This is a genomic window from Ruegeria sp. AB9 (genome assembly GCF_056542585.1).
The window spans coordinates 15,129-36,325 of record NZ_JBQGAA010000017.1; the positions used below are offsets into that span (position 1 = coordinate 15,129).

The 21,197-nt window shown below is 56.8% G+C and carries 25 protein-coding genes; 15 read left to right on the forward strand and 10 right to left on the reverse strand.

Annotated features, from left to right (window positions below; all coding sequences use genetic code 11):
• The first annotated feature begins 55 nt into the window (after positions 1–55).
• From ACR0K5_RS21900 to ACR0K5_RS21925, 6 genes are read left to right on the forward strand one after another with little or no spacing between them, the layout of a single operon-like run.
• Positions 56–1,987 carry an AAA family ATPase gene (locus ACR0K5_RS21900; protein WP_480631670.1) on the forward strand — a complete coding sequence of 644 codons (1,932 nt, stop codon included), beginning with the start codon at positions 56–58 and terminating at the stop codon, positions 1,985–1,987.
• On the forward strand, positions 1,984–2,352 hold the full coding sequence (locus ACR0K5_RS21905) for a hypothetical protein (RefSeq protein ID WP_480631671.1): 369 nt from the start codon (positions 1,984–1,986) through the stop codon (positions 2,350–2,352). The genes ACR0K5_RS21900 and ACR0K5_RS21905 overlap by 4 nt, the downstream gene beginning before the upstream one ends.
• Entirely contained in the window at positions 2,342–2,617 is a 276-nt protein-coding gene (locus ACR0K5_RS21910) for a hypothetical protein (RefSeq protein WP_480631672.1), read from the forward strand. The genes ACR0K5_RS21905 and ACR0K5_RS21910 overlap by 11 nt, the downstream gene beginning before the upstream one ends.
• Positions 2,618–2,674: 57 nt before the next feature.
• Positions 2,675–4,012 carry a DUF6638 family protein gene (locus ACR0K5_RS21915; protein ID WP_480631673.1) on the forward strand — a complete coding sequence of 446 codons (1,338 nt, stop codon included), beginning with the start codon at positions 2,675–2,677 and terminating at the stop codon, positions 4,010–4,012.
• Positions 4,013–4,279 (forward strand): hypothetical protein, encoded by a 267-nt coding sequence (locus ACR0K5_RS21920; protein ID WP_480631674.1) that lies wholly within the window; start codon positions 4,013–4,015, stop codon positions 4,277–4,279.
• An 11-nt stretch (positions 4,280–4,290) separates the two neighbouring features.
• A complete protein-coding gene (locus tag ACR0K5_RS21925; protein ID WP_480631675.1) occupies positions 4,291–4,938 on the forward strand; it encodes a DUF1523 family protein in 648 nt (215 codons plus the stop codon).
• Between the two features lie 41 nt (positions 4,939–4,979).
• Here the strand turns inward: ACR0K5_RS21925 and ACR0K5_RS21930 are convergent, their stop codons facing one another.
• From ACR0K5_RS21930 to ACR0K5_RS21955, 6 genes are all read right to left on the reverse strand, one after another.
• On the reverse strand, positions 4,980–6,074 hold the full coding sequence (locus ACR0K5_RS21930; protein WP_480631676.1) for a flagellar basal body P-ring protein FlgI: 1,095 nt from the start codon (positions 6,072–6,074) through the stop codon (positions 4,980–4,982).
• On the reverse strand, positions 6,071–7,072 hold the full coding sequence (locus ACR0K5_RS21935; RefSeq protein ID WP_480631677.1) for a flagellin: 1,002 nt from the start codon (positions 7,070–7,072) through the stop codon (positions 6,071–6,073). The genes ACR0K5_RS21930 and ACR0K5_RS21935 overlap by 4 nt, the downstream gene beginning before the upstream one ends.
• Before the next feature lie 8 nt (positions 7,073–7,080).
• Entirely contained in the window at positions 7,081–8,532 is a 1,452-nt protein-coding gene (flgK, locus tag ACR0K5_RS21940) for a flagellar hook-associated protein FlgK (protein ID WP_480631678.1), read from the reverse strand.
• Positions 8,533–8,564: 32 nt separating this feature from the next.
• Positions 8,565–9,860 (reverse strand): flagellar hook protein FlgE, encoded by a 1,296-nt coding sequence (locus ACR0K5_RS21945; protein ID WP_480631679.1) that lies wholly within the window; start codon positions 9,858–9,860, stop codon positions 8,565–8,567.
• 91 nt (positions 9,861–9,951) lie between these two features.
• Positions 9,952–10,791 (reverse strand): flagellar motor protein MotB, encoded by an 840-nt coding sequence (locus ACR0K5_RS21950; RefSeq protein WP_480631680.1) that lies wholly within the window; start codon positions 10,789–10,791, stop codon positions 9,952–9,954.
• A gap of 87 nt (positions 10,792–10,878) precedes the next feature.
• Positions 10,879–12,216: a FliI/YscN family ATPase gene (locus tag ACR0K5_RS21955; protein ID WP_480631681.1), complete on the reverse strand. Its 1,338-nt coding sequence runs from the start codon at positions 12,214–12,216 to the stop codon at positions 10,879–10,881.
• A gap of 87 nt (positions 12,217–12,303) precedes the next feature.
• Here ACR0K5_RS21955 and ACR0K5_RS21960 point away from each other — a divergent pair, with 87 nt between their 5' ends.
• From ACR0K5_RS21960 to ACR0K5_RS22000, 9 genes are read left to right on the forward strand one after another with little or no spacing between them, the layout of a single operon-like run.
• Entirely contained in the window at positions 12,304–12,687 is a 384-nt protein-coding gene (locus ACR0K5_RS21960; RefSeq protein ID WP_480631735.1) for a FlgB family protein, read from the forward strand.
• Positions 12,687–13,073 carry a flagellar basal body rod protein FlgC gene (gene flgC, locus ACR0K5_RS21965; protein WP_480631682.1) on the forward strand — a complete coding sequence of 129 codons (387 nt, stop codon included), beginning with the start codon at positions 12,687–12,689 and terminating at the stop codon, positions 13,071–13,073. Before ACR0K5_RS21960 ends, flgC begins: the two co-directional genes overlap by 1 nt.
• A gap of 12 nt (positions 13,074–13,085) precedes the next feature.
• Positions 13,086–13,376: a flagellar hook-basal body complex protein FliE gene (fliE, locus tag ACR0K5_RS21970; protein WP_480631683.1), complete on the forward strand. Its 291-nt coding sequence runs from the start codon at positions 13,086–13,088 to the stop codon at positions 13,374–13,376.
• Positions 13,377–13,380: 4 nt separating this feature from the next.
• Complete coding sequence (locus tag ACR0K5_RS21975; RefSeq protein ID WP_480631684.1) at positions 13,381–13,653, forward strand: flagellar biosynthetic protein FliQ; 273 nt, start codon at positions 13,381–13,383, stop codon at positions 13,651–13,653.
• Positions 13,653–14,363, forward strand: a complete 711-nt coding sequence (locus tag ACR0K5_RS21980) for a flagellar hook-basal body complex protein (protein ID WP_480631685.1) — start codon at positions 13,653–13,655, stop codon at positions 14,361–14,363. Before ACR0K5_RS21975 ends, ACR0K5_RS21980 begins: the two co-directional genes overlap by 1 nt.
• Before the next feature lie 21 nt (positions 14,364–14,384).
• A complete protein-coding gene (gene flgG / locus ACR0K5_RS21985) occupies positions 14,385–15,170 on the forward strand; it encodes a flagellar basal-body rod protein FlgG (protein WP_480631686.1) in 786 nt (261 codons plus the stop codon).
• On the forward strand, positions 15,170–15,586 hold the full coding sequence (gene flgA / locus ACR0K5_RS21990) for a flagellar basal body P-ring formation chaperone FlgA (RefSeq protein ID WP_480631687.1): 417 nt from the start codon (positions 15,170–15,172) through the stop codon (positions 15,584–15,586). The genes flgG and flgA overlap by 1 nt, the downstream gene beginning before the upstream one ends.
• Entirely contained in the window at positions 15,586–16,317 is a 732-nt protein-coding gene (flgH, locus tag ACR0K5_RS21995; RefSeq protein ID WP_480631688.1) for a flagellar basal body L-ring protein FlgH, read from the forward strand. Before flgA ends, flgH begins: the two co-directional genes overlap by 1 nt.
• Before the next feature lie 9 nt (positions 16,318–16,326).
• Positions 16,327–16,833, forward strand: coding sequence for a flagellar basal body-associated protein FliL (locus tag ACR0K5_RS22000; RefSeq protein ID WP_480631689.1), 507 nt, complete (start codon positions 16,327–16,329; stop codon positions 16,831–16,833).
• Positions 16,834–16,866: 33 nt separating this feature from the next.
• Here ACR0K5_RS22000 and ACR0K5_RS22005 read toward each other — a convergent pair whose 3' ends face one another.
• Genes ACR0K5_RS22005 through flhA form a run of 4 tightly spaced genes read right to left on the reverse strand, consistent with a single transcriptional unit; the run spans position 16,867 to position 21,192 of the window.
• Positions 16,867–17,220, reverse strand: a complete 354-nt coding sequence (locus ACR0K5_RS22005) for a hypothetical protein (RefSeq protein WP_480631736.1) — start codon at positions 17,218–17,220, stop codon at positions 16,867–16,869.
• A gap of 29 nt (positions 17,221–17,249) precedes the next feature.
• Entirely contained in the window at positions 17,250–18,338 is a 1,089-nt protein-coding gene (flhB, locus tag ACR0K5_RS22010) for a flagellar type III secretion system protein FlhB (RefSeq protein WP_480631690.1), read from the reverse strand.
• Positions 18,335–19,108: a flagellar biosynthetic protein FliR gene (locus ACR0K5_RS22015; protein WP_480631691.1), complete on the reverse strand. Its 774-nt coding sequence runs from the start codon at positions 19,106–19,108 to the stop codon at positions 18,335–18,337. Before ACR0K5_RS22015 ends, flhB begins: the two co-directional genes overlap by 4 nt.
• Entirely contained in the window at positions 19,105–21,192 is a 2,088-nt protein-coding gene (flhA, locus tag ACR0K5_RS22020; protein WP_480631692.1) for a flagellar biosynthesis protein FlhA, read from the reverse strand. The genes ACR0K5_RS22015 and flhA overlap by 4 nt, the downstream gene beginning before the upstream one ends.
• Between the last annotated feature and the right edge of the window lie 5 nt (positions 21,193–21,197).

Genomic DNA, 21,197 nt, shown 5'->3' on the forward strand with positions numbered 1-21,197 from the left:
TTTTTGCCTCCGGCGGGAGTATTTTTGAAAAGATGAAGCAAGGGCGGTTTTTGAAATGAGTTTGACGTCAGATCAGATGGAATTGCGCGAAGACGACATTCGCAAACATTATCCGGCGGCGACCGCCCTGCTGAACGGATTCGAACACGCACCGCGGATTGCGAAGGGAGTAGAGACGACGGTCGAGCGATCTCCGGGCGTTCCGACAGGACGGCGGTTTCGCTCGACGACACCGGGGTTGGTGACACGCCGAACCGTACGCGCCGATGGGGTGCATCTGGTCGAACGGATCGAGGCGTCGGATGATGGCGATGCGCTTGTTTCTCCACCGCAGGCAACCACGCAACAGGCGATCCGCCGCGCGATTGCCATTGCTCAGGCCGTTGCCGAAGCGTATGCGGAACAGACCCCGCTGGGCGATCTGAAACGGGCCAATCTGGCGGGCGATCTGTATGCAGCGCGAAAGACCGAATTTTCGGAATTGTTGACGGCAGAGGCTCTGATTACCTCTCACACCTTCGGCAATGCGCTGGCCTATCTGATGTCCTCGCATCTGGGCGAAACCACAGTCGACATAGGTGAGATCGAAGAGGTTCTGACCGACAATGGTCAGCTCGCCCTGCACGGTGCGCTGTGGGAGCTGGATCAGGTGCTGGCCAAAAACGCCCCCGACGACGCCCATCTGATCGCAGCAACCAGCGCCTATGCCGAGCAACTGATGGAAAAGGCCGCCCTGCGCGCAGTGTCCGCAGGCCATCTGGCCCCGTTCCAGAACGCCGCCTGGCATGTCGAGGCGGACGACCTGACGATCCGGGGCTTTGAACCGGCCTCCAAAGCCAAATCCACCACCCTGACCATGACGTTCAAGAAACCGAACGAGGTGGTCGGCAACCATATCGCCAAGTATCAGGCAATGAAGCTGGCCAAGATGGTGATGGCCTATGATTTCGACCGCCGCCTGAACCCCTTTGCGGAACTCGGCGGGTTCATCTTTACCTTCATGGGCGACGGCAAACCGGGCACCGGCAAGACCACTCTGATCCAAATGATGGCCGGGCTGATCAACGACTATTGCCAGAACGCAGGCTATCCATTCCGCTATCAGAACCTGAGCACCGACAATATCGATAGCTATCAGGGTAAATCCGGCCAGAACGCCAAGGCCTTTATCAATACGATCATCGACCCCTCGGTCATCGGCTTCGGCACCATCGACGATATCGACCAGCTGGCGGGCAAGCGCGGCGACCGGCAGTCGTCGGCCGGGCAGTTGGAAATCACCGCCGTGCTCATGGAGAGCTTTGCCGGCGCTAATACCGTCGTGCGCGGCAACTGCACCTTTGGCATGTTCTCGAACTACCCCGAGAATGTGGATGACGCCCTGCGCCAGCGGGCGGGGGCGCGGTTCCTGGTGGACGGGCCGCAAACGCGCGAGGATTACATTGACATCCTGCACCTGCTGATGGGCCGCAACCACGACATCCCACTGGGCGCGCACGACGCCTATGCCGCGCAAGAGATCAAGAAGGCCGTCGCCGCCAGCTTCGAAAGCCATTCCCGCCCGCATGAGGACGCCTTGCTGCAAGTCTATGACCGGGTGTCCGGCGATGTCGGCCAGATGGACACCATCGCCAAGCTGGGCACCTACCTCAAGGCGATCCAACAGGCGGATGAACGTTTCACCGGTCGCGCCATCAAGAACATCACTGACGCGGTCAAGGTCCGCGCGATGGATTTCGAACTGCCCGACGAATGGATGGAAAACCCCGACCTGTTCCTGTTCCGCGACTACGACACCAAGAAGGCGATGATCGAGGACCTGCGCCAGCCGATCACGGTGGAGATGGTGATGCAAGAGATCAACCGCTACGCCGACAGCGAGTTCCGCTATGCCGACAAGAGCGACGAGGTCGCCATCGAGAACGCCGTGCGTGAGATGGGCCGAATGGAAGAGGCCAAGCGGCGGTATTTGGAGGGGAGGGGGTGACCGGAGGTTTCGTTCTCATCCTCGCAACGTTGATTGCGGCATGTATCTTTTTCGGGATAGCCGTAGCCCGCAAGCGACCCGGTACGTTTGGTTCTTTCGCCAAACTGTGCCTTATTATTTTTGCTATTTGCTATGTGTTGAGTTCTCTATTTGAGATTTGGATAAACGGCGCCTCGTTGGACAACCCCGAGTCGTTGTTACATGCCTTCGGTCCGGGCCAGATGCCTGCGATGTTTTTGGAAAGAGCTGTTTTCTGGTTCATTCCTGCAATGTTAATAGCGGGAACCAGTTTTGGATTGATGCGAGCGCGAATTGTGAACTCCCGCGAAGATTCAGAGGCAAGGAGTGAACTGAGTGAAAGCTAAAGGGTTCAACCGTGTCATGAGAGTTTTGGCGCTACCTGCCTTGGGTGCGTGGCTCATTGTGTATTTCCAGTTCGGAGAGATATGGCCGTTTTCTGCTAGCCCGGTTTTAGCGGAAGATGAAACACCATGGAGTGTTTTTAGAAAGTACTTCCTCTCACTTGCGGGAATTGCATTCATGGCCATTGAATTGCCGGATATTCTCGGCTGGACTTACCGCGAAAAACGACTTCGATCATATTCGAAGGAAGATTTGAACAATGATTGATTTTCCAGTTGGGAGTTTTGAGTTTGGAGGGCGTATTCGGATTGCGCAAGTGCTCCTTTGATCCGCCTCATCGAAAAAGGCCTGATGTTTGGCAATCTCGTCCACATCTCCAGCCCGGCTCTGGTCGAGCGCTATAATCGCGCGTTACAGCATCTGGCGGGCAAGACCACTCAGCTTTCGGATTTCCATGTCGATATCTCGGGTTACTCGCCGGAGGTGGGGATTGAGCTGGAGGATGAGCTCTACCTCAATCCCAACGGGGTCAACCGGCAGTTCATCCTGCTGACGACCGAACAGAAACGCGCGCCTTTGCTGAACGTCAAATTCTCGACCTCGCGCGAAATCCTGCGCGAATTCATCGAGATGAACGAGGCGCAGCTATTCGCCCTGACCGCCACCGATGCGGTGGCCGGAGAATTGGTGAACTCGGTGATCAAACTCACCACACCGCGCGACCTGCTGAACCTGCGCAAGATCGAGATCGAAGCCGACACCGCTGGCGGCACCCTGCGCAAGGCACAGCAACTGGCGGGCATGGTCGAGCGCTTCAAGACCGAAGAGGACGCCTGGTTCGACGATGTACTGGTCGCCAAGATGATCGAGACAGCCAAGGAAACCGGTGACGTCACCCGCAACCCTGTCCGCTTGCGCCATACGGATTTTGAGCAGCGCAACTTTTGGACGGCGCATTTCGGCGGGCTCTACCTGTTCCCGGATATGGACCACCCGGCGGCGATTTGTATGGGTGAAAAGCCCAGCGACCTGCCGATCAAGTACACGTTTGACCCGTCGCAACGGAACCAGATTGCCAAGTTTCTGGACTACAACGATCTGGTCGAACCGATTGTCAAAGTGCGCGGCGTGGATGCTGCCGCGATCCTGCAGCAGAAGATGGATTTCCTGACCGTTGATGCGGCTGCGGATGCCGATGTCGACCTGACCGGGCTGGACCGAAGCGACATGCGACGGTTGGCGCGCAATCACTCGGATCGCCTGCCCGAGGCCTATCACGGCCTTGCGCAACTGCTGCGCTGGGCGAGCGACGGGGGGCCATGGCCGCGTATCACTTCGGATCATCTGGCCTATTTCTACACACTGCGTGCCGCCGATACGCCGAACAGGGATCTGGTGAATATGCTGCTGTCCGAATTGGCCCCGCTGGACCCGCGCCAAATGTTCATCTGCCACAAGGAGCTGTTCTACCGCACCTATTCTGGCTGGCCCGAGAGCAAGAAGGCCTATGTTGCCGACTTCCTCGCGCGCGAGTATCAGGTGGACAAGCAGGGTGCCCGCGCCGCGCTGTTCGGGCATGAACCGGACATGAGTGGTAATGACCGGATCAGCGATGACATCATCACGCGCGTCGGTCCGTGGGGCGCAGTAGGGAGGAATTGAATGCTCGTCGCAATCCGTTTTCTAATCCCTCTACTGATCGTTCTGACCGTGATCTATGTCGGGTTGTCGATTTATTCTCGACTCGTCCGTCGCCGCAAGCTGATCGCACATTGGGAGAAAAAGGGGCTGAACGGTGATCGTGAGGCTTTCCTCGAGCGGGGAATGCGGCAATATGACAAATCGTTCCGCAAGAAACTGCTGCTGGGTGTCTATGTCATCCCGCTTGGGGCCATTGCCCTGCTGATCTATATTACAAATTTCAAATGAGGGCCGGATAGATGGTCTATGTCAAATGGGTATTCATCTTCGTGTTCTGGGGGCTAGTCGCCTCGGTGCTGGAATACACTTTGCCGCAGCAGGATGTGGTGCGGATCGTGAAGACCGAGGTGCGGCGCGTCGATTTCGGTGAGAACTCGATCTTCTGGGCACAGCAGGATACCGGTCAGGAAGGGGCGCAGACCACCAACCGCGATGTGCGCTTTGTCGAAACCTTCCGACCCAACGGAAAGCCGCGCGTCTATCGCAACGAGGATACAGGATGGGGCTGGCCGCCCTATTTCAAGCTCGACAGTTCGAACCTGCAGGCTGAACTGACCGACCTCGTATCGACTGCAGATAACCCGCAATGGGTGGTCTTGCGCCATTATGGCTGGCGCAATCAGCTTATGTCGATCTTCCCCAATGTGGTCTCGGTGCGCCCGGTGGATAGCCCGGATGTCCGGCTGATCCCGTGGTTCAACATCATTTTTCTAACGGTGTTTTTTGCTATCGTCTGGGCGATTTGGGTGCGCTGGCGCCGGTTCCGGCAACGCCGCATCGATCCGATGCTTGAGAATATGGAAGACGGACTCTATGCCGCCGGTGACGCAATCGAAGAGAAACGCAATGGGTTCCGCCGCTGGCTGGATAGTTGGAAATCCAAGTGATGGCGGGCATCTGATCCCGCCATTTGACTGGTGCTGTTCTCCTATCTGACAACGAATTCAGCGTGCAGTGCGCCTGCTGCTTTGATCGTTTTCAGAATGTCGATCATATCCTGAGGCGAGACTCCCAGCGCGTTCAGACCTGCGACAACCTCGGAAAGTGTTGTGGCCTCGGGGATTTCTGCGAGGCCAGTTCCCTCTTCTTCTTCGATTCCGGCGATGGTTCGTGGAACGACCACTGTTTCACCTCTGGCAAACGGGTTGGGCTGAACGGCAATTGGCGCCTCTTGAACCGTCAGCGTCAGATTGCCCTGAGAGACAGCCACACGCGAAATTCGGACCTCCTGCCCCATGACAATGGTGCCAGACCGTTGATCGACCACCACTCGCGCCTTTGTTTCCGGCTCAACCAGAATGTTTTCAATGCGCCCTATGGCATGTGCCGTTGATACTGCCTGTGTCGCCGCAACGTTCAGTTCAACCGTGCCTGAATCCCGCATGATTGCCACGGCTCTGTTGAACTCGGTGTTGATCGCGGATTCGATACGTGCGGCTGTGGTGAAATCTGGTTCTCTTAAAGCTAGACGCATTTGAGTGAGAGTAGACAAGTCGAAATCAATTTCACGCTCGACTCTTGCGCCGGACGGGATAACGCCCGAGGTTGGCACTCCGCGCACAACCGAGGCTGCCTCTCCCTCAGCAGATACGCCGCCTGCAAGGATGGTGCCCTGTGCAACCGCATAGATTTGCCCGTCGGCCGCGTTCAGCGGGGTCATGATCAGCGTTCCGCCCAGCAGGCTGTTTGAATCGCCTATCGCGGAAACAGTTACGTCAATTTGACCGCCCACTCTGGCAAAAGGTGGCAAACTGGCAGTCACCAAAACAGCGGCAACATTCTTGGGCCGGAAATCTTCACCTGTGACGTTGACACCTAAACGTTCCAGGATGTTGGACATGATCTCTTCGGTGAAAGGAGCATTGCGTAACCCATCACCGGTTCCGTTCAAACCGACGACCAGGCCATAACCTACAAGGTCGTTACCCCGCACACCGTCAAAATCCACGAGATCCTTGAGACGGATCGCGCCTGCCCAGGCCATGCTGGGAAGGAAGATCAGGAGAAGTATCAGCGCCCTCATCTCAGAAAGTTCACCAGCGACAAGTTCGCGTTGCGAACGGTTACCGAATACAGGCTTTCCAACTGAAACTGCACTGTTTGCAGCCTCGCCGCCGTTTCATAGGGATCGGCTGCTATCAGTTCGTTCCGACTGAATTCCAAGCTGGTTCGGGCTGCCGAATTGCGCGTTGCTGCCTCCTCGATACGAGCCTCGACCGTACCAACTTCCGCCCGCAGTTTCACTGTGGCGCCCTGCGCGTTGGCCAGATCGACACCCAATTGAGTGAACAAAGCGGTGCGTTGATCAGGAGAAAGCGCCAATGTGCTGTCAGTAGCCAGTGCCGCTACAGCGACATCCCTGAGAGCTGTCTTGAATGCCGGGTCCGTTGCCGTGATCGGCAGCGTGACGTTTTCGTTGTCCGATATCTGCATCGGAGAGAGTGTGATGCTTGCCCCCCGGTAAATCACCGCGTCGAATCCGGCCGGGTCTTTGAACCAGGTGTCTGCCGCCAGCCTGATATCGGAGATGGTCACAAGCCCGGTGAACTGTGACTTCAGCGCTGTCAGAAGATCGTCTGAAGACGGCAGGGGCGACACATCAGTGGCAGTGCCGGAAAACAGGCTGCGTCCACCTACGCGTGTGTTCAGTGCCGAGATCATCGTGTCGAGTTCATTTTTTGCCTGTTCTGACGCTTGTTTATGGTTCACGGGCTGATTAGCGGATCCGTAAGCCAGTAAAGATGCGGTCATGTCTCCAACCGAATCTCCGAAGGTTGTCAGGCTCAATTGCATGGCATCCGTGAACAGAGCCGCTTCGGACGTTGCGATGCCAAAGGCGTCAAGTCTGGAGAGGTTGCGGTCGAGATCCAGAATTTGCGAATAATCTCCGCCAAGCCGACCTGAGATGTCCTGTACCTGCCCGGAGGACATCTCATTAGAAAGGGTTTCGATCTGGGTTTTGATATCTGTTGCGCGTGTTCGCAGGGTCATCCCTCGCGCCAAGTCACCGATAGAAGTCATATTCATAATCACAACCTCAGAAGAGTTTCCAGAAGCTCATCCACAACCGAGATGACTCGAGCGTTTGCAGCATAAGTCTGTTCGACTTGCATGAGGCGCTGCAGTTCCTGATCCGAATCCACGCCGTGTTCGGCTTCGATCTGCGCCATTTGCTGTTGGGAGTTGCTTGCAAAAGTCATGCGTTGATCCGCGGCATGCGCGTTCGCACCTGCTTTCGACAACAAAGCCTCGATCAGTTCGGCGGCGCGCATGTTTCCCGTGCCTAAAATCCCGCCAGGCACCGGACGTGCGTCGTTCAAAATGTCCCCGAATGCGCGCAATTGAGAGGCTTGCCCCGGATAGCCCGGCGATATGGCGCCCAGACCCGCGCGCAGTTTCCAACTATCGCCACCTTTGTCAGGGTCCACATTCGAATTGAGTGAAATCCGTGATGCGAGACCGACAACTGCCGCCGGATCAAACCGGTTGCCGTTGTCGGTGAACAGACCAGGATCTGTCGCAGGGATCGATGAGTCCAAACCGGGTGTTTCAAATCGCTCGATCAAGTCTCTCGCAACACTGTCAAGCTGATCTTGCGCCTCAACCGCCAGCTCGTCGCGGACGGCAAACTGCGCCATTAACGCCCCGCCGCGGATTTGAGCATTTTCGCCGCTTGTCCGTACCGGGTTGCCGTTCATTTCCAAACCGGACAACAGACCATTTGCCACAGTCATGTGGGGCTTTGTTTCGCCCGTCGTAGAAAAGGTAAATTCCGAAGCTTTGCCTTCCAGCAGGATCAACCCGCCGTTTGAGTACAGTGACACCAGATCGTTGGCGCGGGGCACGACATTGATCGGGATCAGGGCGTTAACCTGGTCGATCAAGACGTGCCGCTGATCCAGAAGGGCACCGATATCACCGCCAGAGTTCTGTATGGCAGGAATCTTGGCGTTCAGGTCTTCGATATCTTTCAGTGTCTGATTCAGGCTGTCGATCTGCCCGCCAATTATTCGATCCGCATCCGAGCGTGCCTGACGCACGCCCTCTGATGCTGTGTTCAACTCATTGGCCAGATCGCGGGCCGAGCGCGCAACCTGATCCAGCCTTTCGATCGAGTCAGGCAGACTGGCCGCTGTGATAAAACTGTTTTCCAACAAAGACAGGCGTGTGGATAGCGAGGGGCCGCCAGCAGGAGACCCCACCAGTTGTTCGAATCGTGAATGAAAACCTGAAACGGCCGATCGAAGGGCGAGTTCAGCGTCAGACGAGCGTCTGTTGGCGGTCAAAACCGGATCCTGATGCCGGATAACGCCTACTGTGCGTACGCCATTTCCTGATATTGGACTTGTTGTCAGTTCGAGGGACCGGCGTGCATAGCCGGGGGTCAGTGCATTTGCGATATTCCCGGACACCACAGCGGCCCCGCGGCTGGCCGCAGTCAGCCCGCCCAACGCGTTATTGAATGCCGTAGACATGTTCATGAGGCCGCTCCTTTCCTTTGGTCAAAGCCTGATCAACGTTTCAGGTTCGTCGTTTCCTGCAGCATCTCGTCCACCGTCTGGATCACTGTGGCGCTGGAAGAATAGGCGCGCTGTGTCTGGATCAGGGAAGTCAGCTCGGTGGCCACATCCGTGGTGGATTCTTCACGCGCGAACGAGACGAGATCTCCGGTAGGACCTTCGCCTGCATTCCACAGAAAGAACGTACCGCTTTCACGGGACGGGGCGTAGGTCTGGCTGTCCAACGCCGTCAGGCCATTGGGATTGGGAACATCCGCCAGAGGAATTTGGTACATCCGGCGACTGACGCCAGTGTCGTAGAAGGCGTAGACATAGCCGTTCTCATCGACCTGAACGCTGGTCATTGTTCCAACGGCAGAACCATCACGTGTGATCGAAACAGGCGCAAACGTATCAGACAACTGAGTTATGCCATCTGCATCCCCGATCAGGCCAATATTGACCTCCATCGGTCCTCCGGCAACGTTGACCATGACACTGCCCGTTGCCGGATCATAAGCACCACCGGAAACAGGGGTGACGCTGGCCAGAGTTCCGCCCGCCGTTCGGTTGTCGGTGAAGGTCAGCGTGTATTCCCCGATGATTGCGCCGCCCGATGCTGAATCGCGCAGAACCATTGTCCATTCATTGCTGCTGCCGGTTGCCGGAACAGTTGGGATCAGCTCGATATCGACGCTCTCGGATTTGCCGAGATTGTCGAAATACTCAACTGACAAAGGTTGAATGTCGCCAGGAGCACCTGCATCAGTCGCTGTGGCTGGCAGGTTCATTCGCAAGTTCATTTGCGTGGTGGGCGCACCCGATAGCTGGTTAACGCTCAGCTGAATGGGTTCAAGTGCAGCGGGAGTGTCGCGCGAAACCGGTGGAATGGTGCCGTCAGGCGAAGCGGGCCATCCAAGAAGAACAAGGCCAGACTCGGTAACCAGGTATCCTTCTTCGTTGGTGCGGAATGACCCGGTTGTTGTCAGCAACATCTCGTTCGAGTTGTTCCCGATCTGAGAGCTCGGGCGCACAGGCAACATGCCGCGCCCGCGTACCGCCAGATCGGTTGAGTTGCTGGTTGTGACCAGAGGCCCTCGCTGATCAATCATGCGCTGGCTTGTCGTGCGCACACCGCCTGCCGAATAGCTGCCACCCTGACCTGACGTGACCATAGAATGAAAATCCGTCTCGACCCGCTTGTACCCATAGGTCGAAGAATTCGCGATGTTGTCGGAAATCGTCGCCAGCCTGTTGGCGTTGGCTTTCAGCGCCGCCACACCGGCATTGAGCGAAGAGGATATGGTCATGGGTGCGCCCTTCTGTTGTGTCCGTCTTTGATGCAACAGGTAACGCGCTGCCCCTTAACAGCGCGCTAACATGTAAAATGCGCTCTATCGTTTAGGGTTGGCGCAGGAAGATCACTTCTATCCTGTTGTTCCGCGCAGCCATGGGATTGTCGGTGAACAACTCTCTGTCTGCATGGCCCGTAACGCGATCCATTCTTTGTGCCACAACGCCCTTGTCCTGCAGTAATTGACGTAGCGTTTGTGCCCTGGCGGTGGATAGATTCCAGGCTGTGTTGCGCGCCTGTACGACCGGAGAAGCGCTGACATGCCCTTCGACAGCGATCGAATTGGTAACCAGATCCGAGGATCGGGCGATGATCAGGGCTAGCGCCCGCAGGAAACGGGTTGGTGTGTCGGATCTCGATTCGAACAATGCCTGATCGTCGGTGTCGAACAGCTCCACCACCAAACCTTCATCGGTGACACGCGTGACGATATGTTTGAGAAGTTTGTCCGAGACCTCGCTTTCCCCGGTACGCCCCAACAGTTGCGCCTCTAACGTAGCGAAACCTTCCTCGTTTCCTTTGCCGCCGCCATCGGTGTTTACACCGATTGAACCGCGGGCCTGATGCGACTCGGTCGGGTATCTGGTCGTTGCGCCCTGACCGTCTCGCAACAGCGTGTCTTCGGACAACATGCTGTTGCCTCCAAAGGCTCCGTCGCCGCCGCCGGATTCGGGGCTCAGCGGTATTGTTGGCGCGAAATAATCTGCCAACCCCTTACGTTGCTGTTCAGTTGTTGCATTCAGCAGCCACATCAACATGAAGAAGGCCATCATGGCCGTAACGAAGTCGGCATACGCGACTTTCCACGCGCCACCGTGATGGCCATCGCCACCTGATACACGCTTCTTCTTGATGATGATTGGCGCCGCATTGGATTGCGCACCCATCTCCACCACCTTTTCTATCACCCGACTACAGGCGTAGACGGGCAGGTCTTAAGGTGGCCTTAACACTTAAAACTGTTCGGAATTCCCCTAACGAGGCATCCCGGCAGAGGCACGGCGCAGGATCAGAGACAGGCGGTTAAAGCTGTTTTCGATCCCCTCAGAATCAGGTTTTCCGAAGAACGCGTCCAACTCTTCATGAACGCGGACGGCTTGATCCAAGAGGGGGTCTGATCCCTCTGCATACAGGCCGGCTTTGATCATCACTTCAGACTGCTCGTAGCTGCCGACAAGTTTTCGGGTTTCCCTGATCATCTGATTCTCGGCCTCGGACGCGGCTTCTGGCAAGCTGCGGGATATGGATTTGCTGAGGTCGATGGCCGGGAACCGCCCGCGCTCCGCAATGTCGCGGCTAAGTACGATGTGCCCGTCCAGTACACCGCGCAGGATGTCGGCGATGGGTTCATCCATGTCCGAGCCCGCGACCAGCACGCTGAATACGGCGGTGATATCACCTTGTTCCCGTGTGCCGGGGCCTGCGCGTTCACACAGATTGGCAATCAGGGGTGTGACCGAGGCTGGATACCCTCTGAGCGACGGGGATTCTCCCATGGCAACGGCAATTTCACGGTGCGCTTCAGCAAAGCGGGTCACCGAATCGGCCAGAAACAGAACACTCAGCCCCTGATCGCGCAGGAATTCTGCCGCTGACATGGCCGACCAAGCACATCGCCTGCGCGCCAATGCAGATTGGTCAGACGTGGCGGCCACCACGATTGTGCGTTTCATGGCTTCCGGGCCTATGGCGCGGGCAACAAATTCGTTTACTTCTCGCCCACGTTCACCAATTAGAGCCACCACAACCACGTCGGCCTGCATGGATCGCGCCAGTGTCGACAGCAGCGTCGATTTTCCCACACCCGATCCTGCAAATAATCCTACACGCTGACCGCGCACAATCGGCAGCAGTGTGTTGAGAACGGATAATCCCGTGGCCATTCGCTCTGCCAACGGCTTACGCGCTACCGCAGGCGGAGGTGCTTGCATGATATCGCGATCCTGTGGCCCGTTCAGCAGGGGATTTCCGTCCAGCGGTTTGCCAAACGGATCAATGATCCGCCCAAGCCAGTGCATTCCGGGTGCGAAACCCGGTGAGGGATCAAGATACACACGGTCCCCCAGGCTGACCCCGTCCGGAGCCGCACCCGGTATCATATGGACTTGGTCAGCACCGACATGCAGCACCTCGCCAGCAAGATCGGGCCCCGCGCGCCGCTGCAATGTCAGCAAGTCTCCGGTTCGCGCATGTTCGTTCAGACCGCAAATTTCGATCAACCCTTGTGCGACGTCGCTGACCAGACCCACATGGCGGACCGCAGTCATCCTATCGAATTCGTGTTTCACAAGCATCGGGTCGAGATCGGACATCTTGGGTTCTCCAACTGAGTTCTGAAAACGGTTTCTAAAGGAATCGGGGTTAAGCCTTGATTGAAATTGATCGAGGGAGAAGCCCCGATGTTCTATGACCTGAACGTCTTTAAGACAGCGTACGCAATGGCAACCCATGCCGGACAACGGCAGGTTGTCATCGCGCGCAACATGGCCAATGCGGATACGCCGGGCTATCAGCCCCGCGATCTCGAACCCTTTCAGACCGCTTTCGAAAACGCAGGCCCTGCGACCGGGATGTCCGCCACCCGGCGGGGGCATCTGAACGGCGATGGCGCGGCGCGCTGGGCCGAACAGGCCGCTGCGCCGTCGGGGGACCCCAACGGCAATGGCGTCTCGCTTGAGGAAGAGATGCTGAAAGCGGTCGATGTGAAACGTCAGCATGACCGTGCTCTGGCGATCTACCGTTCGTCCATCGGCATTCTGCGCACCAGCCTGGGTCGCGGGTGATGAGCGATTTTTCCCATTCCCTCACCGCCTCGGTCAGCGGCTTACGTGCGCAGGCGGCCCGGTTGCGCCATGTGTCCGAGAATATTTCGAACGCTGATACGCCCGGATACCGGCGCAAGACCGTGCCGTTTGAAACAGTTCAGAAAGACGGCAAGGCCATGGTTCAGGCGGGCCGCGTGCAGCTTGATCGGCGCGAATTATCGCGCATTCACGACCCCAGCCATCCGATGGCGGATGAAAGCGGGCACTATTTCGGCTCGAATGTCGATCTGATGATCGAGATTGCCGACGCGCGCGAGGCCCAGCGCAGTTACGAGGCCAACCTCAAAATGTTCGACCAGACCCGGCAGATGTCGTCATCGCTGATGGATTTACTTCGCAAATAAAGGACAGCCAGAATGGATATCCGATCACTCACCGCCGCGCAGAACTACGCGGTTGCCCGCCCGGCCACGCAGGCCGACCCGGATCACGCCGGAATGGCGCAGGGGCTGCGGTCCACGTTTCAGGATTTCGCCGCGACGCTGAAACACGGCGAGCAGATGGCCCAGACCGCGATGACCGGTCAGGCCGATCCGCACGCTCTGGTGCAGGCGCTGGCGCAGACGGAACTGGCGGTGGAAACCGCCGTGATCGTCCGCAACAAGGTGGTCGAGGCCTATCAGGAAATCCTGCGGATGCCGGTCTGATACCATGCTGAGCGAAGGTCTCTTCTATGACATCGTGCGTCAGGCCCTTTGGGTTGCGGTCATCACGTCCGTCCCGATCCTGGCCGTCGCCCTGGTCTCGGGCCTGATTGTCGGCCTGTTTCAGGCGCTGACGTCGATTCAGGAAATGACGCTGACCTTCGTTCCCAAACTGATCGCCATCGTCGTCGTGTTCTGGATTTCGATGGGGTTCATGACTCAGACGCTTGTTACGTTTTTTACCGGAATGCTTGTTCCATTAATCGCAGGAGGTCGCTGATGGACACCGCTTATGTCACCCTGTCCCGCCAGTCCGGGCTAATGAACGAAATGCGTCTGGTGGCGAACAATATCGCCAATGCCAACACGACCGGTTACCGCCAGCAGGGGTTGGTTTTCTCAGAGTTCGTACGGGACATGCCGAGCAACCCCTCACTTTCCATGAGCCGAGCCGAGGCGCGCAATACGTCACTGCAACAGGGTATGCTTACGGAAACCGGCGGGCAATTTGATTTCGCCATCGAAGGCGACGGGTTCTTCATGGTTGAAACCCGGGATGGCAACCGGCTGACGCGGGCGGGCAGTTTTTCTCCGAATGCCGAAGGTGGTTTGGTCGCGATGGATGGCGCGCGCGTGCTCGATACCAATGGCGCACCGGTGTTTATCCCGCCCGACGCAGCATCAATTGATGTTGGCAGCGATGGAACGCTGAGTGTCGATGGTCAACTGCTAGGCCAGTTGGGTGTATTCAATGTCGCAGACACACAGGACCTTGTACGCGAAGGAAACACGCGGTTCCGGACCAACAGCGCGATCAACCCGGTCGACGAACCAGTTGTGCTGCATCGCTTTCTCGAAGGTTCAAATGTGAACGCCATTCAGCAGGTGACCCGCCTGGTGGAGATCCAGCGCGCCTATGAGCTGGGGCAGAGTTTTCTTGAGAGCGAAGACGAACGCGTGCGTGGAGCGCTCAAGGCGCTGATACGCTGAATTGGATGAGGAGAGTTAGACATGCGGGCCCTTAAAATTGCCGCCACCGGTATGACCGCGCAACAGATGCGGGTCGAGACGATCTCGAACAACCTGGCGAATATGAATACCACCGGCTACAACGCCCGGCGAGCCGAATTCGCCGACCTGCATTACCAGCAGATGGCGCGGGCCGGGGCTGTGAACGCATCGGACGGAACGGTTTTGCCCACGGGTATTCAACTGGGCCTGGGCGTGCGACCTGCAGCAGTGACAGTGCAGTTGGAACAAGGCGCTTTGTCGGCCACCGGGAGTGATCTGGACGTGGCGATCGAAGGTCGTGGATATCTCGAGGTGACCCTGCCCAGCGGTCAAACTGCTTATACGCGCGATGGTAGCCTGAAACGGTCGGCAGAAGGGCTGATCGTGACCTCTGACGGATTTGCTGTTTCACCTGAAATCACCATTCCTGATGATGCGCGTTCTATCTCGATCAATGCATCAGGTGAAGTCTACGCATACTTTGACGATTCTCCTGAAGGTCAGTCGCTTGGTGAGTTTGCTCTGACCAGTTTTTCGAACGCCAAAGGGCTGGAAGCCATTGGAGGCAATTTGTTCAAGAATACAGAAGCCTCTGGTGCTCCGGTTCTGGGTACACCCGGCGAAGATGGTTTGGGAATTTTGCGGCAGGGATATCTGGAACACAGTTCGGTCGACGCCGTACGCGAGGTTACCGAGCTGATCGAAGCGCAACGGGGTTATGAGATGAATGCCAAAGTCATCTCGGCAGTGGACCAGATGATGAGTGCGACAACTCAGGTACGGTGATGCGACGTCTTATTCATTTTCTGACGCTTATGGCTCCAATTGCCGTGCAAGCCGATATTGTGGTTTCGACACGCACGATCCGGGCCAAGGAAATCATCTCTGGGGCCGATCTCGAGTTGAAACCAACAGATATTGCCGGTGCGGTTACCGAACCTGACCTTTTGATCGGACAGGAAGCTCGGGTGGCGCTCTATCCCGGTCGTCCAATTCGTGACGCCGATGTTGGGCCGCCTGCCATCGTGGATCGCAACGATCTGGTTGTGCTGGTGTTCAGCAGCCAACCTTTGTCGATCACCACAGAAGGCCGAGCCCTGGGGCGCGGTGCAGCCGGGGATCGAATTCGGGTCATGAACCTTTCGTCCCGAACAACCGTAACGGGCCGAATTCGCCCAGACGGTCAAATCGAGGTAAAGTGATGTACGGACTGCCAAAAACCCTTCTCCTCACGGCCTTCGCCTTGTCTGCATGTGGTCGATTGGATCATTTGGGCAAACCGCCAAGTTTCACACCTAACGAGGATTCCCCGGAACAGGTTGCAATGTTATGGCCGGGTTTGCCGTTACATACGCAACCCCAACGAAACGTTGACCGATCCTCTTTGTGGAGTGGCGGGCAGCATTCGTTGCTGGGCGATCAGCGCGCGATCAAGAAAGGTGACATCCTGACTGTAGTCATTGAGCTGGATGAAGAAGCCGAGATTTCCAACAACACCAGACGATCCAGATCTGGTTCGGAGAACCTAGAGGTTCCTGGCCTCTTCGGCTTGCCTCAGCGTGTACAGAAGAACTTACCAGACGGTGCATCGCTGGACGAAGCTGTATCAATCGAAGCAGTTTCCTCTAGCTCTGGTCGAGGATCGGTCAGGCGAAACGAAAAACTGACGCTGCGAGTTGCTGCAACAGTGCTGGATGTGCTTCCGAACGGAGTTCTCTCGATATCGGGATCGCAGGAACTGCGGGTCAATTACGAGTTACGTGAACTGCTGGTGGCGGGATATGTCCGCCCGCAGGATATCTCGCGCCAAAATGAAATCACCTACGACAAAATTGCGTCGGCCCGCGTGTCGTATGGCGGCAGAGGGCAGATTACGGATGTTCAGCAACCTCGCTATGGCCAGCAAGTTCTTGATTCTCTTTTGCCATTCTGAGGTGGGATCGTGATCGCGAAATTGATACCGGTGATTTTCCTGATTGTCGGGCTTGGTGCGGGTATTGGCGCGGGTTTGGTTTTTGCTCCTGTGAAAATATCCGAAGAAGCAGTTTCTGCACAGGAAACGGAAAAAGAGGATAAAGCAGTTGGTAAAAAATCGGAAAAATCGAAGAAAAAAGAAAAGGGAGACGGCTTTGGTTATCTGAAAATGACCAAACAGTTTGTCGTCCCCCTTGTCAAAAACGACCAGATTGAAGCCATGGTAACGCTGTCGCTGAGCCTTGAGGCGAATTCGGCCATTACAGAAACCTTTTATGCCAACGAGCCCAAACTGAGGGATGGATTTCTCCAGGTTCTTTTTGACCATGCGAACACGGGTGGTTTTGACGGGATTTTTACAGAATCCAGAAATCTGGATGTTCTGCGGAACTCACTGCTGGAAGTGGCGCGCAAAGACTTTGGCGAAGATGTGTCCAAAGTGTTGATCTTGAGTGTAAACCGACAAGACAGCTAACGCTGATTTGCCGGAGCTGCCTCGTCAGTCGAGCTACTGCCCGATTTGCATTCCGGCAATTGCTTGACGGTTTTCTTGCTGAACTCGCGTCAGCAAGGTTTCTACGGCTTGTTTTCGTCCAAAAGCAGCGCGAAGCGCTTCAAGTCCGGCCAGTTTCTGAGCGCGGGCCCGTGCAAGTTGCAGGTTCAATTGCCTGCGCGCCGCGGATTCCCAGCTATTCCATAGGACGTCGGTTCCTGAAATCTGATAGCCTTCCGTCGTGGCGCCGTCGTGGCGCGCCTGAGTGAGTTGAGTATCTAACCTGGCAAGCTGTTGCTGGATTCGTGCTTCGGTCTCAAGGATAGGACGCAGCGCTTGAAACTGCTTCTGAAATGCGGCGTCGGTCACTTTTTCCAAGTCGGGTAGCTGCGTGTGTTTCATCGAATTTGCTCCTTCGCACGTTTTCGCATCGCTTCGGCAAACCGGATCGCGGCCGCAACGGGCCGATAGTGTTCTTCAGCAATCTCCCGACCGATGTCCACGGTCGCGTGAAGCGCGCGTGCTGTGGGAGGGTCTGAATGGATAGGGACGCCAGCCTCTCCGGCGGCGGAGCGGATGGTGGCGGCCACTTCGTCCACACCTTTGGCGACACAAACAGGGGCGCTGCCTGCGAGCCTTGCCCATTTCAGAGCTACAGCAAAATGGGTGGGGTTCACGATCACCACGTCCGCGCCGGGGACATCTGCCAACATTTGGTTGGTGGCGATTTCCTGTGCGCGCTGGCGACGGTGTTGTTTGACATGGGGGTCGCCTTCGGCGTCCTTGGTTTCATCCTGAATTTCCTTGCGCGACATACGGTTCTTGCGCATGTGCTCGGCATATTGCCAAAGGAAATCGACAACACCGATGGCCAGGGCAATTGCGATCACGATAAACAGAAAGCGAAACAGCAAGTTCATCATCAGCAGTATGGATGACTTTGCGGTGGTCGCGCTGGCAGACAGAATCTCGGTTAGGTTGGCTTTGAGAAAAAGAGCAAGACAGGTGCCATAAATCACCAGTTTGGCCGCGCTTTTGGTAAACTCAAACAAACCGCCGCGCCCAAACTTGTTCTTGGCATTCGCAACCAGCGAGATGCGCGAGAGTTTTGGTTTGAGTTTGCTGGGCGCAAAGATCAGAGCGCGCTGTGCGATCAGGTTCAGCAGAACAGCCGCGGCAGGAAGGCAGAAAAGCAAAACCACAGGTAGCAGGGCGCTTTTCAAAATCCCTGCGACCGGAGCGTGCGATGGTCCAGCCGCCAGAAGCCGCGCGATTTCGTCGGACTGGTCAATCAGTACCATGAGTACTGTGCCCATATGCTCGGCAGTGTTTTGCCCGACTGTCAAAAGCGCGATCAGAAGCCCGGTATATGCCGCTACTACCGACAGGTCGTTGGATTTGGGTACCTCACCTTTCTCGCGCGCTTTCAGCAGCTTTTGCGGTGTCGGCTCGTATGACTTGTCGCTGTCATCATCACCTGTGCTCATCTTTGCGCTCCGATCGGGGTTGCGAAGAAGGAGATCAGTGCGTCAGACCAAACGGAAAGGATCAGCGGTGTACCGGCGAACAGCAGAAACAGCCCGGCAAAGGTAATCGCTGGAGCACCCACGAAAGCCACCATCAGCTGCGGCATCGCCCGGTTGATGACTCCAAGTGCCAGGTTGTAGATCAAGGAGGCGATGACGAATGGTGTTGCCAGGGCAAAAGCCAACCCAAAGTTGTTTGCAACCTGACGCACACCCCAGCGCGACACATCCGTAGTGCCGGGTGCTAATCCTATTGGAAACAAGATGTAACTTTGGATCAGAAATTGCGCGGCCCGAACGTGGAGGTCCATGATTACTGCAAGTGTCAGCCCTGCCAGGGTCAGCAGATATCCCATAGCGGGGACCGGATCGGTTGCCGCCCCGCCCAGCAATTGCGATAATGACGTGGACTGCGCCGCAATTGACCCGGCGGTTTGCAGCGCGAGTACGAACAGACGTAACCCCATCCCCAGGACAAGCCCGATCAGAACTTCGGTCCCGACCAATCGCACTGTCGCCAAAAGACTGGGTTCAATTCTGGAAAGAGGTGCAGCGGGTAGTATGATCAGGGTAAAAGCGACAGAAACACCAAGCTTTACCCACGTTGGAATGCTTTGTTCACCGAAAGCTGGCAGCAGCGAGACAAGAGCAGAGACACGTAAGAACACGACAAAAGCCTGCCAGAGACCCCCGGCCAACTGCGACTGCAACTCTGGTGGCAGAGCAATCACGCTGCGATGGTTCCAACCAGAGCGGGTTTGGCTTCCAACCCGATTTCTTCGAAGGACAGAACTGGGTTGGAGACGCCGCGCGCGTGCATGATCGTGCGCAGTAAACGCCTCCGCCGGGTCGAGGTTACGACGGCGGGAAACAGGCCGTTATCGGCTGACATGGCAATGCTGCTTACAACCCCATCGGCCAGTTTGTTGAACACGTTCGGGGGCAGCGCAACGTCCATGCCGGCATTTGGGGCGTCGATCTGGTAAGAAGCGAATGTGTCCTCCCATTCAGGGGCCAACTGGATCAGGGGTATCGAGCCGTCCTCACGCTTCATGTCAGCGACCAGTTGAAAGCCAAGACGCTGGCGCACCAGTTCGCAGATGCCTTCGGGTTGGGTTGTGGTCAGCCGCGCCTCGGCCACACTTTCCAGGATCAGTGCCATGTTCCGGATCGACACACGCTCATCGAGCAGCAGGCGCAGAACTGCGTGCAAAGTGTCGATGGGCACTTTGTCGGGGATCAGTTCATCCAGCAGTTTGCGGTTGGCTTCGGCGCGTACCGGATCGCTCAGGCGAGTCATCTCGGACAGTAGGCGACGCAGAGATTTCAGTGTCAGCAGGCGCGAGAAGTTCTGTTTGATGATCTCAAGCAGATGAGTGGCCAGAATTTCCGGCGGTGAGACAATAGTGGCGCCGCTCAGCGCCGCGTCCTCTTGATCCTTCGGCAGAATCCACCGTGCCGGCGCACCATAGACCGGTTCGGTCACGTCATTGCCTTCCGGCAGCAGGTCAAACCCGTCCTGTACCAGTGCCAGGATCAGATCGGGGTTCAACACGCCGCGCGCCTGTTCGACGCCCTGAACCTTTATCACATATGTGCCAGTCGGGAGGTCGGCGCGATCGGTCAGGCGGATTTCGGGCAGGATCAGGCCAAAGGTTGACGCCACATAGGTGCGCATGTTGGCAATACGGGCGTCCAGCCCGGTGCCCGGGTTCAGCACCATGCTGACCAGATCCGGGGCGAACTCCAGATGCACATCATCCAGGTCCAGAATATCTCCGATTGCATGAGATGTTGGCGCTTCGGTTTCGGTCGAAGACAGTTGTGTTGATGCGTCTGTATTTTGCTGATTTCGATGAACGTTGTAAGCCGCATATCCCAGTACACCTGCGCCGAGAATGAACGGCAGAAACGGGAGGCCGGGCACCAGCGCGAACAGAACCATCAGCACGGCGACGGTAGACAGCGCGGCTGGGTGGCGGCCAAGTTGAGAAAAGATCGCGGTGTCCGTGGCCCCCTGAGTACCGCCCCGTGCCAGCAGCAGTGCGGAAGCTATCGAGATGATAACGGCAGGGATTTGGGACACCAGCCCGTCGCCGACGGTCAGGATCGCGTAGGTCTCGAACGCCGAGGCCACGGGCATCCCGTGCACGATAACACCCATGATCAGACCCATAACGAGGTTCAGCAACGTGATCAGAAGCCCGGCGATGGCGTCGCCCTTAACGAATTTCGACGCCCCGTCGAGCGAACCGAAGAATGTTGTCTCCTGTTGTTCCCGTTCTCTCCGTTCCTTGGCTTGCTGATGATCGATTGCCCCGGCGGACATGTCGCTGTCGATGGCGAGTTGTTTACCCGGCATCCCATCCAGCGCAAAGCGCGCGCCAACTTCGGCCATGCGGGCGGCACCTTTGGTGATGACCATGAAATTCACGATCAGCAGCACACCGAAAACCACGAGGCCCAGAAAGATGCTGCCGCCCATGACGAAACTGGCAAATCCTTCGATTACGTCTCCTGCCGCATTCGGGCCTGTATGCCCCTGGCCGATGATCAGTTTCGTCGAAGACACATTCAGCGACAGGCGCAACATCAGAGACGCCAGCAAAATCGTCGGGAAAGATGAAAAATCCAGCGGGCGTTCAATGAACAATGTCAAAGTGAAGATCAGGATGGCCAGCGCAAAAGAGGTGGCCAACCCCACATCCAGCACCCAGGCCGGCATGGGTAGGATCATCATGACGATGACTGTCATCAGCGCTATAGCCAGCAGAACAGTTGGTGAAAACAGGGACCTGACGTCGATCTTTGGCACGCATT

Coding starts and splice junctions, on each gene's coding strand:
- flgA (WP_480631687.1), top strand. CDS start 15,170: ATGCGACGTCTTATTCATTTTCTGACGCTTATGGCTCCAATTGCCGTG.
- ACR0K5_RS21920 (WP_480631674.1), top strand. CDS start 4,013: ATGCTCGTCGCAATCCGTTTTCTAATCCCTCTACTGATCGTTCTGACC.
- fliE (WP_480631683.1), top strand. CDS start 13,086: ATGGATATCCGATCACTCACCGCCGCGCAGAACTACGCGGTTGCCCGC.
- ACR0K5_RS21925 (WP_480631675.1), top strand. CDS start 4,291: ATGGTCTATGTCAAATGGGTATTCATCTTCGTGTTCTGGGGGCTAGTC.
- flhB (WP_480631690.1), bottom strand. CDS start 18,338: ATGAGCACAGGTGATGATGACAGCGACAAGTCATACGAGCCGACACCG.
- ACR0K5_RS21930 (WP_480631676.1), bottom strand. CDS start 6,074: ATGAGGGCGCTGATACTTCTCCTGATCTTCCTTCCCAGCATGGCCTGG.
- flgG (WP_480631686.1), top strand. CDS start 14,385: ATGCGGGCCCTTAAAATTGCCGCCACCGGTATGACCGCGCAACAGATG.
- ACR0K5_RS21935 (WP_480631677.1), bottom strand. CDS start 7,072: ATGACTTCTATCGGTGACTTGGCGCGAGGGATGACCCTGCGAACACGC.
- flgK (WP_480631678.1), bottom strand. CDS start 8,532: ATGAACATGTCTACGGCATTCAATAACGCGTTGGGCGGGCTGACTGCG.
- ACR0K5_RS21945 (WP_480631679.1), bottom strand. CDS start 9,860: ATGACCATATCCTCTTCGCTCAATGCCGGTGTGGCGGCGCTGAAAGCC.
- ACR0K5_RS21950 (WP_480631680.1), bottom strand. CDS start 10,791: ATGGGTGCGCAATCCAATGCGGCGCCAATCATCATCAAGAAGAAGCGT.
- ACR0K5_RS21900 (WP_480631670.1), top strand. CDS start 56: ATGAGTTTGACGTCAGATCAGATGGAATTGCGCGAAGACGACATTCGC.
- ACR0K5_RS21980 (WP_480631685.1), top strand. CDS start 13,653: ATGGACACCGCTTATGTCACCCTGTCCCGCCAGTCCGGGCTAATGAAC.
- flgC (WP_480631682.1), top strand. CDS start 12,687: ATGAGCGATTTTTCCCATTCCCTCACCGCCTCGGTCAGCGGCTTACGT.
- ACR0K5_RS21955 (WP_480631681.1), bottom strand. CDS start 12,216: ATGTCCGATCTCGACCCGATGCTTGTGAAACACGAATTCGATAGGATG.
- ACR0K5_RS21960 (WP_480631735.1), top strand. CDS start 12,304: ATGTTCTATGACCTGAACGTCTTTAAGACAGCGTACGCAATGGCAACC.
- flgH (WP_480631688.1), top strand. CDS start 15,586: ATGTACGGACTGCCAAAAACCCTTCTCCTCACGGCCTTCGCCTTGTCT.
- ACR0K5_RS21975 (WP_480631684.1), top strand. CDS start 13,381: ATGCTGAGCGAAGGTCTCTTCTATGACATCGTGCGTCAGGCCCTTTGG.